An 18641-nucleotide genomic window follows, 5' to 3' on the forward strand; every position below is an offset into this window, starting at 1 on the left:
ACAAACTCGCTCTCGTCGCCTGCGCCAGAAAGCTTCTCGTCTTCGCCAATACCATCCTCGCCCGAAGCACTCCTTGGATCAAATCCCCGGCCGCCGTTTAATGGTTGCTCGCAATGACGGAGGCCAGCCGCGTCAGAACCGTCACTTATCCAGCCATACGTCATCATACCTTACGTAATTGTACTGGCTGTTGTCGTGCGGGACGTAGTTCTTCACGTAAGAGTGCCAGCAATTTCCGGCGACGCTGAACTGGATGACCGGACGAGCGGTATCTTCCACCAGCAGACGCTCGATATCCCAGACGAGGCGCTTGCGCTTCTCGCGGTCCATCTCGCGTGACTGGGCGGCGAGCAGCTTGTCGACGTCGGCGTTGCAGTACTGTGTGTAGTTGCGCTCCGAGCCGCAAGAATAGTTCTCGACGATATTGCCGTCGGGATCGTCGACACTGACGCCCATGACGTTGAGGGCCAGCGTGTAATCCTTTCGCGCCATCCGCGCATACCACTGCGGCGAGTCGATGATCTCCAGTTCCCCTTCGACGAAGATCTTCTTCAACTGGTCGATGACGATGACCGCCGGATCACGATAGGTGACGAGATTGCGGGTCTGGACTTTAAGCTTCAGCGGATTGGCTTCGCTGAAGCCGTGCTTCTGCATCAGCTCACGCGCCCGCGCGACGTTCTTTGCGATGTCGGAGCCGTAGCCGGTGAGCTGTTCCAGCATCTCTCGCGGCATGCCCCATTCGCCGACGGGTTTCGGCAGCATGGCGCCGCCGATCAGCGCCTTGCCTTCCATGAGGATCGTGTTCAGCGCGTTGCGATCGATGACCAATGACAGCGCGGTGCGGATGTCCGCATTGTCGAACGGCGGATTGACGCGATTGACCATCAGCGTCGCCATGGTTCCGGTCGGCACCATCTCGCAGACGGCCTGTGGCGTGCGCGCCTTGATATCGTTGAACAGGGGAACGCTGACGTCGGAGGGGAAGGTGATGTCGAACTCGCCGGTCGAGAACGCCAGCATCCGCGTCGAACGATTCTCGACGATCTTGAAAGTGATCTCGTCGAGATACGGCCGGTCCTTTCTCCAGTAATCCGGGTTGCGCACCAGGCGGATCGAGTCGCCGCGCCTGAACTCGACGAACTTGAACGGCCCGGTGCCGACCGGACGGGTGCGCATCACATTCTGCGGAACATGACACGGATAGACGGGCGAAAGTGCGCTCGCGAGCAGCGCGGGAAGGCTCGGCTGCGGCTCGCTCAGTTCGAACGTCGCTTCATAATCGCCGTTGATCGAAACGTCCTGCACCTTGTTGTACCAGACGCGGCGCGGGTTCCTGCGAAAGTCGGCCACCTCGCTCTTGCCGATCAGCATCCGCCAGGTGCACTGGACGTCCTTGGCCGTGAACGGCTTTCCGTCGTGCCATTTGACACCCTGGCGAAGCTTGAATGTCAGTTTCGTGTTGGTCGGATCCCACTGCCAGCTTTCGGCAAGGTCCGGGATGATAGTGTCGAGGCTCTCATGCACCTTGAGAGGATCGAACCTGACGAGATTGTTGAACACCGACGCGAACGGCGTCACCGAACCGATCGTCGATTCCTCGTGCAGCGACGCACTCGGCGGATTGTCGAGGACGTACAGGCGCAGCGTTCCACCGCGCTTGCCGCTCTCTGCCGCCGTCGCGGGAGATACGACCAGTGCCGCGACGAGCGCGACGACGGAGCAGGCAAGCGACCGGATCGTCGATTGCCGCAATGATGGTCTGGCACACATGTCAACCTCCCCCTATCTCTCTTCTTGTTTTGCGTAAGCTAACGCGCAGGTAAAGCGTGTGGTCAAGCTCGAATGCTTTGGGCAGAATGCAATGCAGCCAGTCAAAATCCTCAGCCTCCAGCGTCTTTCCAGGGGCGCGGCGAAGAAGATCGAAGCGGTCGACGCGCGCGTTCAACTGACGGACGCCGGCGGCTGGTTCGACGGCGAAATCCGAGAGACCTGGCCTGAGTTCAACACACGTCGCTATATGACGGCGGACGCACAGGGTCATGGCAGTCGCGAAGAGCGAAACCGTCTGCTTTCGGACGCAGAAGTCGTTCTTGGAAGCTGGCCCTATCCGCTCGACCTCCGCCAACGTGCGCCCGCGTTGAAATGGTTTCATCAGCTTCCTGCCGGCGCGAGCAACCTGCGCATGGGAGATCTCTGGAACAGCGACGTCATGGTGACCACGTCACGCGGTGTCGGCAGCACGCTCGCCATTGCCGAGCACGCGCTCGCCGGCATCATGCATTTCGCCAAGAGCTTTCATCAGGCAAATTTCGACCGCGTGGCCGGCGAGTTCGACGTCGCGGCCTATCGACCCCTGCTGCTCGACGGCAAAACCGCCTGCATCGTCGGCGCCGGCGGCATCGGCCAGGATGTCGGCCTGCTGTGTGCGGCGCTCGGCATGCGCGTGCTCGGCATCCGCCGTCGGCAGCATGGGAGCGCACCGTTGCCTGAAGGCTTCATCCGGATGGGGACGGCCGCCGACCTCGATGGATTTCTTGCGCAAAGCGATTTCGTGATCGTCTGCGCGCAATGGACGCCGGAAACGACGAAGCTGATCAACAAGCAGCGGTTCGCGGCGATGAAAGACGGGGCGACCCTGGTCAATATCGCCCGCGGCGAGATCATCGATGAAGACGCGCTGCTGGATGCCTTGAAAGCTGATCGCCTGCGCGGGGTCGCGCTCGACGTCTATGTCGGCGAATTCGAGCATCTGCCGCCGGATACGCTGTGGTCCGACCCGCGCGTGCTGATCACACCGCACACCTCCGGCGCCGCCGACGACAACCGCCACGGCGGCATCGACCTGTTCTGCGAAAACTTGCGTGCATACATCGACGGGCGGGCACTGCAAAACGTAGTCGACTGGCAGCGGGGGTATTAGGCCCGATTGACGCAAGCCGGGTGTAAAGCGGATGCATTTAGCCATCCGTGGTGACCGGCCTAATCGGCCTTGATGCCCGCGAACTTGATCACCCTCGCCCACTTTTCCGTAGCTTCGGAGATGATCGCCCCGAATTCCGCGGGCGAGCCCCCAAGCACTGTGCCGCCCAGCTCGACGATACGGGCCTGGACTTTGCTATCGGCGAGGCCGGCATTGAGCTCCTTGTTCAGCATCGTGATGATTTCGGTCGGCGTGTTCCGGGGCACGCCAATGCCCGCAAAGCCACTGGCCTCATAGCCGGGGACAAAGTCTGCAACCGTTGGAACGTCCGGCAACACGTCCAATCGGGACGCGGTCGTTACCGCCAGGGCGCGCAGCTTGCCAGCCTTGATGTGCTCGATCGACTCCGACATCGGGCTGAAAATCACCTGTATGTGGCCGCCGACCAGGTCGGTCGTCGCAGGCGCGCCGCCCCGATACGGAACGTGAACCAGATTCACGTCGGCCATCATCTTGAAGAGTTCGCAGGCAATGTTTTGCGGGGTGCCGCTGCCGGCCGACCCGTAGTTGATCTTGCCCGGGTTGGCCTTGGCATAGGCGATGAACTCAGGGATCGTCGTGACGGGGACCGACGGATGCACCACGACGACGTAGGCCAGCCGCGCCGCGCACACGACCGGCGCGATGTCCCGGACGAAGTCAAAATTGAGATTTGTATAGAGCGCGGCATTGATCGCATGCGGGGTCACGACTTGAAGCAGTGTGTAGCCATCCGCAGGCGCCTTGGCGACCGCCTCGGTCCCGATGTTGCCGCTGGCGCCGGGGCGGTTCTCGACAATGAATTGCTGGCCGAGACGATCGGAAAGCCATTGTCCCATCAAGCGCGCCTGGATGTCGGTGGCCCCGCCGGCAGGAAAGCCGACGATGATGCGCACCGGCCGTGACGGATAGGCTTGCGCGCGGGCAATGCGAGGCATGGTCGGCAACGCAGTGGCACTCATGGCAAGATGCAGGAATGTGCGGCGGGAAAATTTCATGGTGCCCCCCTCCATGTGTCACTACGTCGCGGACATGCAATCCGGCGGGACACGCTGCGGGAAGAGGCTACACCTGACCTGTACGGAGTTGGAAGGGCGAATGTCTCCTCTCGGCCAGTGACGAGCTGGCGGCCGAGCGAGCCTTGCGGTACACCGTCGCGATTGGAACCATATCAGTACGTTTGGCATGAGAGCGGAGCCCTTGCGAACTGTGGCCGACGCCGGACGTATTACAGAGGCACTGCGTCGATCTGGTGCGGCAGGTTCGGCGCGGGTCAGCAATGTCGCAGTGCTGAGCTCGCTGAGGAAAGCCCGCTCCCATACACTGCGGCTGCGGCTGAGCTATGAAGGTTCGGCCAGAGGCGCACCAGGTTCTATCATTCTGAAGATGGGCGACCTCGACAGCGAAGGTCTTCCGTCTTACGCAAATCGTCATGAGATCGTTTTCTATCGTGACGTTTCGCCGGCCCTCTCAGGGCACGTTGTGCCGTTCTGTTTTGAAGCCGTCGAGGCCACCGAAGCCAGCGCGTGGCATCTGCTGCTCGAAGACCTGACGGACTCGCACTTTATTGCCACCGAATGGCCGCTCCCGCCGACGCCGATGCAAAGCGAGAGCATGGTGCAAACGCTTGCCCGGTTCCACGCCGCCTGGTGGGATCGTTCGTGCCTCGGCGTTTCGGTGGGAAGCTGGCGCGACGCGGCCACGTTAGCCAAAGGTCTGCGGAATTTCGCAGAGCAGTTCGCACGCTTCAACAATCGCTACCCAGAACTGATACCTGCCGACAGGCGCGCGTTGTACGAAGGATTGCTCGACAACGCCCCTCGCCTGCTCGCGCGATACCATTCGCGTCGCCATCTGACGCTCATCCACGGCGATGCGCATCCATGGAATTTCTTTCTTCCGCGACCCGGGAGCGGCGGCGACGTCAAACTCATCGATTGGGAAGATTGGAGCATCAACACTGCCACCGATGACCTCGCTTATATGATCTCAATGCTGTGGTATCCGGATCGAAGGCGCAGAATGGAACGGCCGCTGCTGGACCTCTACCATGCCGAGCTCCTGGCTCAGGGCGTAAGTGGATACGACCGTCAGGCTCTGGACGATGACTATCGCCTGTCCGTGCTTTGGCTGATTACCCGACCGATACACCAAGCGATGATCAACATTCCCGCGCGCGTCTGGTGGAACAACTTCGAGCGCATCATGCTGGCGGTGGACGACCTCCGCTGCCGCGATCTGCTAGTCCGGTAACCATTGCACGTGGCTTGCGGCCGGAGATGCCCGGCCAGGATTCCATTCGGGCATGCAATTTCGCTTTCGATGACTTTGCACGCCTTGAAAGGACAAAGCGCCGCAAGCAAACCCGCCCGCGCTGGATCTGAGCTATACTTCAGGTCATCCTGCGAACGCTGAACACTCAAATCGGCTTTTCACGGACCCGCTCCAGAAAGGAGACAGGCCATGAACAGTGAAGCGATACTTCCCGTTGTAACCGTCACTGACGCACCGGATTCATATTCCGATCTTGTCGACTCCGCTCGGACCGACGGTGAGGGAGATCGTCTTCGGACGGCATGGAGGTGAAGGGCGCGCGGCATATCATACCGACTCTCATCAAAGATCTCCTGTCACCGACAAGGAAGGATCAATCATGAAGTTCGTCGTGATCGGCGGCAGCGGCCTGATCGGCTCGAAGACCGTCGCCATTCTGCGTCAGGGCGGCCACGAGGTCGTCGCCGCTTCACCCAAAAGCGGCATCAACACCATCACCGGCGAGGGCCTCAAGCTGGCCATGGCCGGCACGACGGTGGTGATCGACCTTGCCAACTCGCCTGCATTCGAGAATGCAGCGGTGTTGAAATTTTTCGAAACCTCCGGCCGCAACCTTCTTGCGGCGGAGGTCGCGGCAGGCGTGCGGCACCATGTGGTGCTATCCATCGTCGGAACCGACCGGATGCCCGACAATGGCTATTTCCGCGCCAAGGTCTCCCAGGAGAAACTCGTCGAAGCCTCCGGCATTCCCTACACGATCGTGCGCTCGACCCAGTTCCTGGAGTTCCTCGGCGGCATCGCCGCTTCAGGTGCGCAAGGAAACGTCGTCAGGCTGTCACCCGGACTGTTTCAGCCCATTGCGGCGGACGACGTCGCGGCCTTCGTCGCCGATGTGGCGCTCGCGCCGCCGCGAAACGGCATCGTCGAGATTTCCGGGCCCGAACGAGCGCCGTTCAACGAAATCGTCGCGCGCTATCTGAAGGCGATTGGCGACCCGCGTGAGGTCGTCAGCGACCCCGAGGCCCGATACTTCGGCGGCCGGGTCGAGGAGCACTCGCTCGTACCCTTGGGCGAAGTGCGCCTCGGCCGCATTGGTCTTGACGAATGGCTCCGCCGCTCACGGGCGCGCATCCAACCGGGCTAGATCAACGCAGAGCGAGCGGCCGCAAGGCCGTGCCGGCGACTGTGCCGCGTATGGCGTTCGTGGTCAGGATATAGGCGAACTCGTAGGCGCGATCGGCGGCAAGCTGCTCGAGGTTGTTAAACTCGAGGATGTGGACGCCCTGCTGGACGAGCAGATAGACGTGAACCGGATTGAAGCTGCCGCCGACAGCCTGCGAGTCCGCCGGCTTCGGCGGCACATATTCGAGCCCGGACGTATCGGAACCGATGATCAGCGCGCCCTTCTCCTCGACCAGCCACTTCGCCGCTGTCAGGCCGAGACCGGCCGAGTCATGCTGGGCGAGCTTGGCGTGGTCGCGACCGTTCTCGCCCCAGTAGCGCGCGGTTCCGGTACGCAACAGAACGACGGAGCCTGGCGTGACGTCAACGTTCTGCGCCCTCAGCGCGCCCTCGATGTCCGCGACGGTGATTTCATAGGACGCCGGAAGGGCCTCCATGTTCTTGAACCCCGCGACGTCGACCAGGACGCCGCGTGCGACGACCGGCGGGATCGTCGTCACGTCAGCCTTGCGGAGACCGAAGTCGCCGCCCCATTCGTCCGCCCTAAAGCCGTTGTAGAACTCGTTGTTGGGGCCGTGGGTGATGTGGCCGAGCCCGTCGATCTGGGTGGCCACGTTGTCGTTCATGAAGATCGCGTTGCTATGCCAGGCGGTGTGGCCGGTATTGCCACCCTCCGGCGTGGCGAACGACAGGTCCTTCTGGCTCCTCACACCCGCAGGCGAGCGGAAGCTCATGACTTCGCCCGGGCTGTGGCCCGGCCATTTGTAAGAATAGCGGTCGTAGGCAAGACCGAGATCATAGGCTTTGCCCTGTGTCACAAGCTTCAAGGCAGCCAGACGCGACGCATCGGTCATCTCGTTGAGGTTTCCGACTTCGTCGTGGGGTCCCCAGACCCAGCCCCAGCCCTTTCCCTTTGTCCACTTCTTCATGCCGCCGTCCTGCGCATCGGCACCGCCGGCTGCGAGGGCGAGAGCGGCCACGGCGAGCAGGCATCGCGAAACTGCCTTCATGGCATCCTCCCCGGAACGATTTATGGATGGCTTTGAGTCCGGACAGACTAGGCCCGAGCGAAACGTGGATCAACGAGATTGCGACGGCGGTTCAAACCTTCAAACAACGGCGTCGCTTCGCTCGCCTATGGAAGGCGGGCATCCAATACTCCACAGCGAGCGTAGCCCGGATGGAGCGAAGCGAAATCCGGGGCCGATTCAGTGATCCCGCATTGCGCTTCGCTCCATGCGGGCTACAGCTGAATCTGTGGAAGCCGCTGCGTCCCGTTACATTGGGACGAAATCTCACCACGGATCGATGTACGGATACTTCTTTGTGGTGCGGAGCGGCAAAGGCGGCAGGCGCTTCAAGCCGTTGACGATCCACTGGCGCGTGGCGGCAGGATCGATCACGTCGTCGATGCCGCCGCCCATGACGGCGTTGACGGCCTTGGCAGTGTCGTAGGCCTCCGCAGTGCGGCGCTGGAATTCGGCCAGGCGCGCGTCGGGATCCTCGATCGCCATCAGTTCCTTGCGGTAGCCGAGCTTCACCGCGCCCTCGATGTTCATGCCGGCGAACTCGGCGGTGGGCCAGGCGACGGAGAAGAAGCCGACCAGCGAGCCCGCGCCCAGCATCGCCTGGGCGCCAAGGCCATAGGCCTTGCGCACTACGACGGTGAACAGCGGCGCCGTCATGTTGGCACCGACATTGAACAGCCGCGTGCAGTGGCGCACCAGTGCGGTTCGCTCAACCTCCGGACCGACCATGATTCCCGGGCAATCGATCAGGTTCAGCACCGGAATGTCAAAGGCATCGCACAACTGCATGAAGCGCGCGCCCTTGTCGGCGCCGTCGGAATCGATGGCGCCCGCGAGGTGATGCGGATTGTTGGCGATCACGCCCATCGGCCGGCCTTCGAAGCGGGCGAACGCGGTGATGATGCCGATGCCGAACTTGGGACGGATCTCCAGCACCGAGTCCTTGTCGGCGAGCGCGTGCAGGATCTCGCGCATGTCATAAAGCCGCAGCCGGTTCTCCGGCACCGAAAACCGCAGCTTGCGCTGGTCATGCGCCTCCCAGTGCGGGATCGCGCCCTGGAAATAGGCGAGATATTTCTTTACCGCGTCGATGGCGGCAAACTCGTCCTTGACCAGGATGTCCACCACGCCGTTCGGCACCTGCACCGACATCGGCCCGACCTCTTCCGGCGTGTAGATGCCGAGGCCGCCGCCCTCGATCATCGCAGGGCCACCCATGCCGAGCGTCGAGCCTTCGGTGGCAATGATCACGTCGGAGCAGGCGACCAGCGCGGTGTTGCCGGCAAAGCAGCGGCCGTTGACGACTGAGATCATCGGCACGAGGCCGGAGAGCTGCGAGTAGGTTGTGAAGGTCTTCGTGTCGATCGCCACGCGCGGACCGATATGATCGTCGCCGGGCCGGCCGCCACCACCCTCCCCGAACAGGATCAGCGGCAGGCGAAACCTGTGCGCCAGTTCGAACATGCGATCCTGCTTGTAGTGATTGCGGCTGCCCTGCGTGCCCGCAAGCACCGTGTAGTCGTAATGCACCAGGGCCGCGCGCGAGCGGCTTTCGTCGAACAGGTCGCCGTTGATGTTGCACATGCCGGCGACGACGCCGTCGGCGGGCGTGTTCTTCCGCAGCTCGTCGAGGGAATTGCGCTGATGCTGCCGCGCCACGATCAGCGGCCAGTATTCATTGAACGAGCCCGGGTCGACCAGCCGATCGATGTTCTCGCGCGGCATCTTGTGGCCGGTCTTGCGCCGACGGGCGACGGCCTCGGGCCGGTTCTCGTCCAGCGTCAGCGCGTGGCGGGCGATGTTCTCCTTCAGATCATCGCGGACGTGATCGAGGTCGAGCTCGGCCGCAGCCGCCACCGCGTCGCCCGCAACCTCGGCCTCCTTGATGAACACAATCGGGAAGCCTTCGCGCACTACATCGCCCGCAGCCATGGTGATGCTGCGGACGATGCCGGCATGCGGCGCTGCGATGACGTGCTCCATCTTCATCGCTTCGACCACCGCCACCTGCTGGCCCTTGCGCACCGCATCGCCCTCGGCGACGTCGATCGCGACGATCGTGCCCTGAATGGGCGCGGCGACGCCGACCGATCCATCCGGGCCGGCCAGATCGGGCGCGTCGGCCTCATCCGCGGCCTGCACCATCCGCTCGGCCTTGACCGCGGCGTCGTGGGCGAACAGCGCCAGCGGATCTTTCGATTTCACATTGGCGCCGGCGAAACCCGCGCCGCGCGACGCAGCCGACGCCGGCTGCACGAAGCGCTGCCGCCGCTCGGTCGCCGCAGCGAGCGCGGCAACGTGTTCATCGAGCCAGCGCGTGTGGACGCGACCTTCGACGAAATCCGGATGCTCAAGCACGTTGCGCAGGAAGGCGATGTTGGTGGCGACGCCTTCGAGACGGAATTCACTCAGCGCGCGCGAGGCGCGGGCAACCGCATCTGCAAAATTCGGCGACGGCGCGTGCACGATCACCTTCGCCAGCAGGGAATCGAACGCGCTCGAGGTGCGATAGCCGGCGTAGCCGAAGCCGTCGGTGCGCACGCCAGGCCCGTTAGGCGCCTCGTAGATGGTGAGGGTGCCGCCGCCGGGCCGTACGGCGCCGTCTGGCAGCAGCGTCTCCATGTTGACACGCGCCTGGATCGCGTAGCCGCGCGGCGCGAGCGCGTTTTCGCGGTCAAGCCCCAGCGCCTTCAGCGTCGCGCCCTGGGCGAGACGGATCTGCGCCTGCACCAGGTCAACGCCGGTCACGGCTTCCGTCACGGTGTGCTCGACCTGCAGCCGCGCATTGGCTTCGATGAAGGCGAAAACCTGTGCGCCCTTGCGCCCTGAGACATCGACCAGGAACTCGAAGGTGCCGAGGTTGAAATAGCCGACGCTTTTTGCAAGCCGCACGGCGGCGTCGACGATGGCGCGACGGAGCTTGTCGTCGAGCGCCGGCGCCGGCGCGATCTCGACCAGCTTCTGGAAACGGCGCTGCACGCTGCATTCGCGCTCGCTCAAATGCGTGACCGCGCCGGTGCGATCGCCGAGGATCTGCACCTCGATGTGGCGGGCGCGCGGGATCAGCTCTTCCACATAAAGCTCGTCGCGGCCGAACGCGGCGCGCGCCTCGGAGGCACAGCGTGCGAACGTCTTCTCGATCTCGTCGGCGCTGGTCACGACGCGGGTGCCGCGACCGCCGCCACCGGCGAGTGCCTTGATGATCATCGAGGCTTCCGGCCCGAGCGACGCAAAGAACGATTTCGCATCGTCCAGCGTGCAGGCGCGGTCGATGCCGCGAATGACAGGCACGGACGCCGCAACCGCTGCCTGGCGTGCGCGGGCCTTGTCGCCGAACAGGTCGAGATGCTTCACCGCAGGCCCGACGAAGGTAAGCCCGGCCGCCGCGCAAGCCGCCGCAAAATCCGCGCGCTCGGCGAGGAAGCCATAGCCCGGATGGATCGCGTCACAACCGGCAGCCTTTGCCGCGGCGATCACTTGCTCCCCGTCGAGATAGGCGGCCGCCCCCTGTCCTTTCAGCACCTGCACCGCATCGGCAAGCCGCACATGCAGGCTCGCCGCGTCATCCTCGGAATGAACGGCGACGGTCGGCAATCCCATATCGGCAGCCGCCCGCGCGACCCGAATGGCAATCTCGCCGCGATTGGCAATGAGGAGCTTGGTGACAGGCATGGATGAGGCGTTTCCCGTGGTGGTGTTGGTTCAGATTTGCCAGCGATGATAGCGGGTTTTTCCCCTTGGCGACCCTCATTGCGAGCAAGGGTGAGGCTGCTGGGGGCATGACTCTGCACGGTGCGGCCGATGCGCCGCGCAACCGCTGCAGACTGCACGCGATGGTCCCGGACCGAACGAATCACGACGGCGGACGTTCCGGGCGAAGGTACAAACCTGGCCAGGATCGCACTGTCCTACGCCGTACCGATCACTGACTCAAAGAGTGATGACGCAGCTCGCGAACCTTCGGTGTTCGTCGTGCGTCTCATTCGAATGGACGACGTGTGCCCTCGCCCGGCCGCCTAGCCTGATCGCGTCAGAACCTCCGCCCGAAAAGGACGACGCGATGAACAAGCACGCAAGAAACTACGAGGCAAAAGTGACGGTTGAGGACAAGTTGACACCGCTGACGCTGCACGAGCTTGCGTCGATGAAGGACGTGCCGGCGACCGAGCCCGTTCCGGCCTTCGATCAGGCGGTTGAGTACGTGTTCGAGATCGAGGGCGACGCAGCGCCGGCGGTGATCGCCGTTGCGGCCCAGAACCGGCGGCCGGCGCGGACCAAACTGGTCGTCAGGGCAAAAGGGACCATCGCCGAAAGCGGCCCGCTGGCTGTCGGCGAGAGCGTATCCTCAGAGGAGCTGTCGCAATCGGTCGTCGGCAAACCGGCGCCGCACGCGTACCGGCCGAAGTGGCTGGATCTCGTCCATCTGCCACGGCTGGTGACGATCCCGGCGTGCGACGACTTCGGCGTTCCGAATGCACTCAGCCCGCGCGTCGCCGAGCAGACGGCGCGCGACTGGCCGTGGAATTGCGTCGGCAAGGTCGAGATCCGCCGCCCGAACCAGCCGAACAGCGTGGATGTCGGCAGCGGCGTGATGGTCGGCCCCAATCTCATGCTGACGGCAAGCCATGGCATGCCGTGGGGCGCATCGGACTCGACCGTCAAGTTCACGCCCGCCTTCCGCAACGGCAGCGACCCGCGATTCGGCCATGCCTTCGTCGAGCGCTGGCGTGGCATACGCACCGGACCGAACGATCCGAACGGGCTGGACTACGTCATCTGCAAGCTGAACTGGCGGATCGGCGACCGCACCGGCTGGATGGGATCGTTCCATTCGACCGACGACGACTTCTATGAAGACAGGCGCTGGATCAGCGTCGGCTATCCGCGCGCGTTCGCCGAAGGCAAGGTGCCGGCGGTCGAAGTCAACGTTCGTGTCGCCGATGTGGACAACGAAGGCAGCGACGGCCGGGAGATCGAGACCAACCGCTTCCTCAGCGGTGGCTGGTCGGGTGGTCCGCTGTGGGGATTTCTCAATGCCGGCGACCCGCGAGTCGTGGCGATCGCCAGCGGCGCGGAGAAAGACGGCCAGGACCCGCGACGCGACGTGCATGCCGGCGGCAAGCACCTGGTCGACCTGATCAAGTACGGGTTCGCCAACTGGGCGTAAGAAATTCGCCGTCATTGCGAGGCATAGCCGTTCGAAGAACGGCGTCGCTTCGCTCTTCGCCTATGGACGACGAAACAATCCAGCGCAGCGTATGTCGCAACCTCCGACTGGATTGCTTCGCTTCGCTCGCAATGACGGCGGAGAGCCCGCTGCTTACCCGACAACCACCGGGCTTACAGCGCCGGCGAGCCAGCGGGCGAAGCCGGTGATGCGCTCGTCCTCGTGCGGCCGGCCCATGAGTTGCACGCCGACGGGCATGCCGCCGACGGCCAGCAGCGGCATGGTGACGGCCGGCGCGAACAGCATCGAGCTCGGATAGTTGAAGACGGCGTCGCCGGTGGGGCGCGGCGCCAGCGGCTGGCCGGGCTGATCGCCGGCCCACAGCGGCGCCGGACCCGGACAGGTGAGCGTGATCGCCGCATCGGCAACATGAGCGATACGCGCGTATGTGGCCTGCGCGAGCTCGCGTTCGAGCAGCAGCGCGCGATAGTCGGCAGGCGACATCGCTTCCGCCTTCGCGAGCACAGTCTTGGCCCGCGCACTGACGCCTTCGGGGTGCTGATCGACGAGATTGCGCGTGGCCCAGCGGTTCTCCCAACCGGTGATGCCGCTTGCCACCGCCGTGGCATTGGCGATCGCCCGCTCCATGGCTTCAACTTCGGCGCTCTTCTGCCGCGTGACGAGCGTGACACCTTCGCGCGCGATGGCGTCCAGCACTTGCGTAAACGCTGACTTCGACGGCTCATCCAGCCGCGACCAGCCTTCGGTCTCGAGCACCATCAGCCGCCGCGGCTTCTGCGCGGGTGGCGGTGTCATCGATCCCGTCAGGCCTTGACAGCCGCGGTCGCCACCGGCGCGCGCGGCGATCTCGATCGCCACCTGCCACATGTCCTCGATGCAGCCGGCGTGCACTCCATGGGTGCTCATGCTGGTCGCCTGCCGCTCGCCGCGATTGATGCCGCCCTGCGTCGGCTTCAGCGCAAAGTTGCCGCAGAAGGCGGCGGGGCGGATGATCGAGCCGCCGACCTGGGTGCCGATCGCCGCAGGCAGCATGCGCGCGGCCACTGCGGCCGCTGAGCCCGAGGACGAGCCGCCGGCGGTGCGGGCGGGGTCGAACGGATTGGTCGTCGCCGGCGGGTGCGAACCGCCGAGCTCGGCAGTCGTCGTCTTGGCAAGAATGACGCAGCCCGCCTGGCGCAGCGCCCACACCGCCGCGTTGTCGCGCTTCGGGAAATTGCCGCGATAGGCTTCGCAGCCCATCTCAGTCGGCATGTCCTTGGTCTCCAAGAGATCCTTGATGCCGATGGGCAGGCCGTCGATCGGCGACAGCGCGCGGTTGGACTTCCAGCGGGCGCTGCTTTCGTCGGCAGCCGCACGTGCAGCAGGGACATTGGTGGCGGCAAACGCCTTCACGACCGGCTCGCGCGCGGCGATCGTCTCAAGGCAACGCTCGAGATAGGCGCGCGGCGTGTCGCCGCCATCGCCAAAGCGGGCGACCGCGTCGTGGAATGTCAGCGCCTTGAACGTGCGCGGGTCGTAGCTGGAGGCTTTGGGCGTGTTCATGCGTTTGCCGAATCCGGTCGTGGAACGATGTTTGCGACTGCCTGTTGCGCAAGTCAGGCGAATTGACGGAGGATAGCGGCAGACCGTTCCGCTTCGCAATCGTGTCCCGCGCAACGCCGCTGTGCATGGATGCTTCTGACTCAAGGAGTTCAACGATGGACATCAAACGAGCTGGCTCACGGCCGTCGGGCAAGGGTCCGGCGGAGTATTTCACCGGTGCAGTGCGACTGGACCCGCTGTTCCAGGCAGGCGATCCCACGCGCGTCGCCGGCGCGCACGTCACATTTGAGCCGGGCGCCAGGACCGCGTGGCATACGCATCCGCTCGGGCAGACGCTGATCGTCACGAGCGGATGCGGCTGGGTGCAGCGCGACGGCGGCCCGGTGGAAGAAATCCGGCCGGGCGATGTCGTGTGGTTTCCGCCGGGCGAGAAGCATTGGCACGGCGCAACGGCGACGACGGGAATGACGCACATTGCGATCCAGGAAGCGCAGAACGGCAAGACCGTCGAGTGGATGGAGAAGGTAAGCGACGCGCAATACACATCACCGAAACGCGCATGACCGCGCCCGATCTCAAGTCCCACATCGCGCTGGTGACGGGCGGCTCGCGCGGCATTGGAGCCGCGATCGTGCGAGCGCTCGCCGAGGCCGGCGCCGCGGTGGCGATCAACTACCGCGCCGAGGCCGCAGCGGCGGAGGCACTCGCGGCGGAGATACAGAAGGCGGGCGGACGCGCACTCGCGATTGCCGCCGACGTTTCGCAGGCCGATGCCGTCGCGGCGATGTTCGAACGCGCGGCTTCCGAGCTCGGACCGGTCGACATCCTCGTCAACAATGCCGGCATCGCCATCTCCCGCAATGTGGATGATCTCACCGAGGCGGACTTCGACCGGACCATCGCCGTCAACCTGAAATCGGTGTTCCTGTGCACGAAGGCGGCGCTGCCGGCGATGCGGCGCAAGCAGTGGGGCCGCATCGTCAACATCTCGTCAGGTGCTGCACGCGGCGTCGGCGCGATCGGCCCACATTACAACGCGTCGAAAGCAGGCCTCGAAGGCCTGACACGCGGTTATGCCGCGCGTCTCGTCAAGGAGGGTATCACCGTCAACGCGGTCGCTCCCTCGCTGATCGAAACCGACATGATGAAGGGCGCGAGCAACAGCGTCGCGCGCATTCCACTCGGCCGTTTCGGCACGCCCGAGGAGGTCGCCCAGGCCGTGATGCTGCTGGTCGGCAACGGTTACATGACAGGACAGACGATCGCCATGAGCGGAGGAATGGCGTTCAACTGACGCGCCGTCCACCCGCGTTGTGCCATAGCCTTGCGCGCACTACATAAGGGCCATCATGCAGTTTCAGTTCGACAACAGCTATGCCGCCCTGCCTGAACGTTTCTTTGCGCGTGTTGCGCCGGAACCGGTGGCTTCACCGCGCCTCGTGAAACTCAACCGGCCGCTCGCCCACGAACTGCGGCTGGACGCGGACTGGCTCGCGTCCGCCGACGGCGTCCGCGTGCTGGCCGGGCAGACTGTTCCAGACGAGGCCGATCCGATCGCCACCGCCTATGCGGGGCACCAGTTCGGAACCTTCGTGCCGCAACTCGGCGACGGCCGGGCGATCCTGCTCGGCGAGGTGGTCGACCGGTCAGGCCAGCGTCGCGATCTGCAATTGAAGGGCGCGGGGCGGACGCCGTTCTCCCGCCGCGGCGACGGCCGCGCGGCGATCGGGCCGGTGCTCCGCGAATATATCGTCAGCGAGGCGATGGCCGCGCTCGGCATTCCGACCACGCGCGCGCTTGCGGCGGTGCTGACCGGCGAAAAGGTGCAGCGCGAGCGGATGCTGCCCGGCGCGGTGCTGACGCGGATCGCCGCGAGCCATATCCGGATCGGCACGTTCCAGTTCTTCGCCACGCGCGGCGACGACGAGGCCGTCCGAAGGCTCGCCGACCATGTCATCGCCCGGCACTATCCGGAGCTTGCCGGCGAGGCAAAGCCCTATCGCGCATTGCTGTCGCGCGTGATCGAGCGGCAGGCACAACTCGTGGCGAAGTGGATGCAGGTGGGCTTCATCCACGGCGTGATGAACACCGACAACTGCTCCATCGCCGGCGAGACCATCGACTACGGGCCCTGCGCCTTCATGGACGAATTCGATCCGTCCGCGGTGTTCTCCTCGATCGACCAGACCGGCCGCTACGCCTTCGCCAACCAGCCGCGCATCGCGCTGTGGAATCTGACACGTCTGGCGGAGTGCCTGCTGCCGCTGCTGGCGGACGAGCAGGAGAAGGCCATCGAGATCGCAAAGGAAGCGCTCGGCGAATTCTCCGACGCGTTCGATGCTGTCTTTACCACCGGAATGCTCGCCAAGCTCGGCGTCGCCGGCGGCGCGGACGACGAGGGGCTCATCGCCGAGTTCCTGGCATTGCTGGCGGAGAACCAGGCTGATTTCACCTTCGCCTTCCGGCGACTGTGCGATGCCGCCGACGATGACGCGAGCGGCCTTCGCGCGATGTTCGCCGAGCCTGCCGGCTTCGACGCCTGGTCGGTCAAATGGCGGCATGTGCGGGAGCAGCGGCGGCTGGCGAGCGGCGAGATGCGGAAGATCAATCCCGCGTTCATTCCGCGCAATCACCGCGTCGAAGCGGTGATCCAGGCGGCGCTGCGCGACGATTTCGCGCCGTTCGAGGAACTGCTGACCGTGCTGTCACGTCCCTACGACGACCAGCCCGCGTTCGCGGCCTATGCCGAGCCGCCGGCACCCGAGGAGCGCGTCACGCAGACATTCTGCGGGACCTGAGGGCGGTCAGCGCGATCCTCCGCGAGATCCCGATCGCCTGCAGGAACGCCTCGTCATGGCTGACGACCAGCAGCGCGCCGTCGTAGGCGCGCAAGCCTGCCTCGATCGCTTCGGTCGAATGGATATCAAGATGGTTGGTCGGCTCATCGAGGATCAGCAGCGACGGCGGCGACACGCCGAGCACGCAGGCGAGAGCGGCGCGAAGCAACTGCCCGCCGCTGAGCGTCGAAACCGTCTGCAGCGCGGCGTCCGCGCGGAACATGAATCGCGCAAGCGCAGCGCGGCAGGCGGTCTCGTCGGCCTGAGGATTGAGCTTCAGGAAGTTGTCGCGGATCGTGCGTGAGGGATCGAGCAGCCTCGCCCGCTGATCGAACATGGCGAAGCTTACCTTGACCACCACCGATCCGCTCCAGGGGCGCAACTCCCCCGCGATGACCTGCAGCAGCGTGGTCTTGCCCGAGCCGTTCGGGCCGGTGACGACGATGCGTTCCGGCCCGACGATCGAGAACGACAGGTCGCGCAGCACCGGCCGCTCCGGTGCGTAACCGGCCGTCAGCGCGTCGAGCGTCAGCACAGCCCTGCCGGCGGGCAGCCCTGTGCTCGGAAGCGCGACGGTGAGGGATTGAAGGGTCTCGACACGCTGGCGCGCGCTGGTGACGTCATCGCGCGCCTCGTCGTTCCGGCGCTCGGCGAGGCGCGCCATGACGCCGCCGGTCGCCTCGCTCCGGTTCTTGCGCGCGCCGAGCAAAATGCGCGGCGTGCCGCCGCCGGCGCCATGCTTGCGGCCCGCGCTAGTCTTGCGCGCCTGCCGCTCCGCTGCGGCCTGCGCATTTCGCTTGGTCTCGGCAAGACGCTTTTCGGCGTCGGCAAGATCGCGCTCGGCCGCCGCGAGCTGGTGCGCCTTGAGCTCGCGATAGTGGCTCCAGTTGCCGCCATAGCGGGTGACGCCGAGCGACGTCAGCTCGACGATCGCATCCATCCTCTCAAGCAGTTCGCGGTCGTGGCTGACGACGATCGCCCCGCTTCGCCAGCCGGCGAGAAGGTCGATCATCGCCCGCCGTCCCTCGCGGTCGAGATTGTTGGTCGGCTCATCCAGCAAAACAAAGTCGGGTTCGGCAAAGACGAGGGATGCCAGACCGGCCCGCGTCGACTGCCCACCGGACAGTGTCGCCAGCGGTGTTTCCGCCGGCACGTCCAGACCGACGCGGGCAAGCGCCGCAGCGATGCGCGCCTCCAGCGTCCAGTCGGCCGATGTGAGCTCATTCGTGGTCGCTTCACCGCGTTCGGCGCGCCGCAAAAGCGCCAGCGCGTCTCGTGCGCCGAACAGGTCGGCGACCGCTTCATCGGCCTGCTGCTGAACGCGCTGCCGCAGCCAGGCGAGCCGGCCATTCACCGTCACGCGGCCCGATTGTGGACAGAATTCGCCCGCGATCAGCCTGAGCAGCGTGGTCTTGCCGACGCCGTTGCGGCCGACGAGACCCGCGCGCTCGGCGCCGAAGGCGATGTCGAGATTGGAAAAGAGCGGCCGGCCGTCAGCCGGTGACCACGTGAGATCGGAGAGAACGATGGAGACAGGCATGACGACGGACATCCTCAAAGGCAAGGCGGGTAAGCGTTGCGATTGAGTTGATATCCATGTCTGCTCCGGTCCGATGATTAAGGCACAC

At 64.8% G+C, this 18641-nt stretch carries 13 protein-coding genes; 7 read left to right on the plus strand and 6 right to left on the minus strand.

The annotated features are described in order from the left end of the window. Positions 1-141: 141 nt before the first annotated feature. Positions 142-1773: an ABC transporter substrate-binding protein gene (locus RCO31_RS29255; protein ID WP_308971832.1), complete on the minus strand. Its 1632-nt coding sequence runs from the start codon at positions 1771-1773 to the stop codon at positions 142-144. A gap of 91 nt (positions 1774-1864) precedes the next feature. Here RCO31_RS29255 and RCO31_RS29260 point away from each other — a divergent pair, with 91 nt between their 5' ends. Beyond that, positions 1865-2923, plus strand: a complete 1059-nt coding sequence (locus RCO31_RS29260) for a D-2-hydroxyacid dehydrogenase (protein ID WP_308971833.1) — start codon at positions 1865-1867, stop codon at positions 2921-2923. A 59-nt stretch (positions 2924-2982) separates the two neighbouring features. On the opposite strand, the gene RCO31_RS29265 is transcribed toward RCO31_RS29260, so the two are convergent. After that, a complete protein-coding gene (locus RCO31_RS29265; RefSeq protein WP_308971834.1) occupies positions 2983-3960 on the minus strand; it encodes a tripartite tricarboxylate transporter substrate binding protein in 978 nt (325 codons plus the stop codon). 211 nt (positions 3961-4171) lie between these two features. On the opposite strand from RCO31_RS29265, the gene RCO31_RS29270 reads away from it, so the two are divergent. After that, a complete protein-coding gene (locus RCO31_RS29270; protein ID WP_308971835.1) occupies positions 4172-5215 on the plus strand; it encodes a phosphotransferase in 1044 nt (347 codons plus the stop codon). 400 nt (positions 5216-5615) lie between these two features. Further along, entirely contained in the window at positions 5616-6380 is a 765-nt protein-coding gene (locus RCO31_RS29275) for an SDR family oxidoreductase (RefSeq protein ID WP_308971836.1), read from the plus strand. Between the two features lies 1 nt (position 6381). Here the strand turns inward: RCO31_RS29275 and RCO31_RS29280 are convergent, their stop codons facing one another. Together RCO31_RS29280 and RCO31_RS29285 are read right to left on the minus strand one after the other, a co-directional pair. Then, the gene (locus tag RCO31_RS29280) at positions 6382-7428 is read right to left on the minus strand and encodes a cyclase family protein (RefSeq protein ID WP_308971837.1); all 1047 of its coding nucleotides are present in this window, start codon (positions 7426-7428) and stop codon (positions 6382-6384) included. A 285-nt stretch (positions 7429-7713) separates the two neighbouring features. After that, the gene (locus RCO31_RS29285) at positions 7714-11118 is read right to left on the minus strand and encodes a carboxyl transferase domain-containing protein (RefSeq protein ID WP_308971838.1); all 3405 of its coding nucleotides are present in this window, start codon (positions 11116-11118) and stop codon (positions 7714-7716) included. A gap of 388 nt (positions 11119-11506) precedes the next feature. On the opposite strand from RCO31_RS29285, the gene RCO31_RS29290 reads away from it, so the two are divergent. Next, positions 11507-12613, plus strand: coding sequence for a hypothetical protein (locus tag RCO31_RS29290; protein ID WP_308971839.1), 1107 nt, complete (start codon positions 11507-11509; stop codon positions 12611-12613). A gap of 153 nt (positions 12614-12766) precedes the next feature. On the opposite strand, the gene RCO31_RS29295 is transcribed toward RCO31_RS29290, so the two are convergent. Beyond that, entirely contained in the window at positions 12767-14176 is a 1410-nt protein-coding gene (locus tag RCO31_RS29295; protein WP_308971840.1) for an amidase, read from the minus strand. Positions 14177-14331: 155 nt separating this feature from the next. Between RCO31_RS29295 and RCO31_RS29300 the strand changes: the two genes are divergently transcribed. From RCO31_RS29300 to RCO31_RS29310, 3 genes are read left to right on the plus strand one after another with little or no spacing between them, the layout of a single operon-like run. Then, positions 14332-14739, plus strand: coding sequence for a cupin domain-containing protein (locus RCO31_RS29300; RefSeq protein WP_308971841.1), 408 nt, complete (start codon positions 14332-14334; stop codon positions 14737-14739). After that, complete coding sequence (locus RCO31_RS29305; RefSeq protein ID WP_308971842.1) at positions 14736-15470, plus strand: SDR family oxidoreductase; 735 nt, start codon at positions 14736-14738, stop codon at positions 15468-15470. The genes RCO31_RS29300 and RCO31_RS29305 overlap by 4 nt, the downstream gene beginning before the upstream one ends. 55 nt (positions 15471-15525) lie before the next feature. Then, positions 15526-16974 (plus strand): protein adenylyltransferase SelO family protein, encoded by a 1449-nt coding sequence (locus tag RCO31_RS29310; RefSeq protein WP_308971843.1) that lies wholly within the window; start codon positions 15526-15528, stop codon positions 16972-16974. Here RCO31_RS29310 and RCO31_RS29315 read toward each other — a convergent pair. Continuing rightward, a complete protein-coding gene (locus RCO31_RS29315) occupies positions 16949-18553 on the minus strand; it encodes an ABC-F family ATP-binding cassette domain-containing protein (RefSeq protein ID WP_308971844.1) in 1605 nt (534 codons plus the stop codon). The genes RCO31_RS29310 and RCO31_RS29315 overlap by 26 nt on opposite strands. Between the last annotated feature and the right edge of the window lie 88 nt (positions 18554-18641).

The sequence above is a fragment of the Bradyrhizobium sp. LHD-71 genome (genome assembly GCF_031157255.1).
In the GTDB taxonomy this organism is placed as follows: Bacteria; Pseudomonadota; Alphaproteobacteria; order Rhizobiales; family Xanthobacteraceae; genus P52-10.

Bases quoted from the DNA above. Each gene is read 5' to 3' on its own strand.
- RCO31_RS29255 (WP_308971832.1), bottom strand. From the start codon at position 1,773: ATGTGTGCCAGACCATCATTGCGGCAATCGACGATCCGGTCGCTTGCC.
- RCO31_RS29260 (WP_308971833.1), top strand. From the start codon at position 1,865: ATGCAGCCAGTCAAAATCCTCAGCCTCCAGCGTCTTTCCAGGGGCGCG.
- RCO31_RS29265 (WP_308971834.1), bottom strand. From the start codon at position 3,960: ATGAAATTTTCCCGCCGCACATTCCTGCATCTTGCCATGAGTGCCACT.
- RCO31_RS29275 (WP_308971836.1), top strand. From the start codon at position 5,616: ATGAAGTTCGTCGTGATCGGCGGCAGCGGCCTGATCGGCTCGAAGACC.
- RCO31_RS29280 (WP_308971837.1), bottom strand. From the start codon at position 7,428: ATGAAGGCAGTTTCGCGATGCCTGCTCGCCGTGGCCGCTCTCGCCCTC.
- RCO31_RS29285 (WP_308971838.1), bottom strand. From the start codon at position 11,118: ATGCCTGTCACCAAGCTCCTCATTGCCAATCGCGGCGAGATTGCCATT.
- RCO31_RS29290 (WP_308971839.1), top strand. From the start codon at position 11,507: ATGAACAAGCACGCAAGAAACTACGAGGCAAAAGTGACGGTTGAGGAC.
- RCO31_RS29295 (WP_308971840.1), bottom strand. From the start codon at position 14,176: ATGAACACGCCCAAAGCCTCCAGCTACGACCCGCGCACGTTCAAGGCG.
- RCO31_RS29300 (WP_308971841.1), top strand. From the start codon at position 14,332: ATGGACATCAAACGAGCTGGCTCACGGCCGTCGGGCAAGGGTCCGGCG.
- RCO31_RS29305 (WP_308971842.1), top strand. From the start codon at position 14,736: ATGACCGCGCCCGATCTCAAGTCCCACATCGCGCTGGTGACGGGCGGC.
- RCO31_RS29310 (WP_308971843.1), top strand. From the start codon at position 15,526: ATGCAGTTTCAGTTCGACAACAGCTATGCCGCCCTGCCTGAACGTTTC.
- RCO31_RS29315 (WP_308971844.1), bottom strand. From the start codon at position 18,553: ATGCCTGTCTCCATCGTTCTCTCCGATCTCACGTGGTCACCGGCTGAC.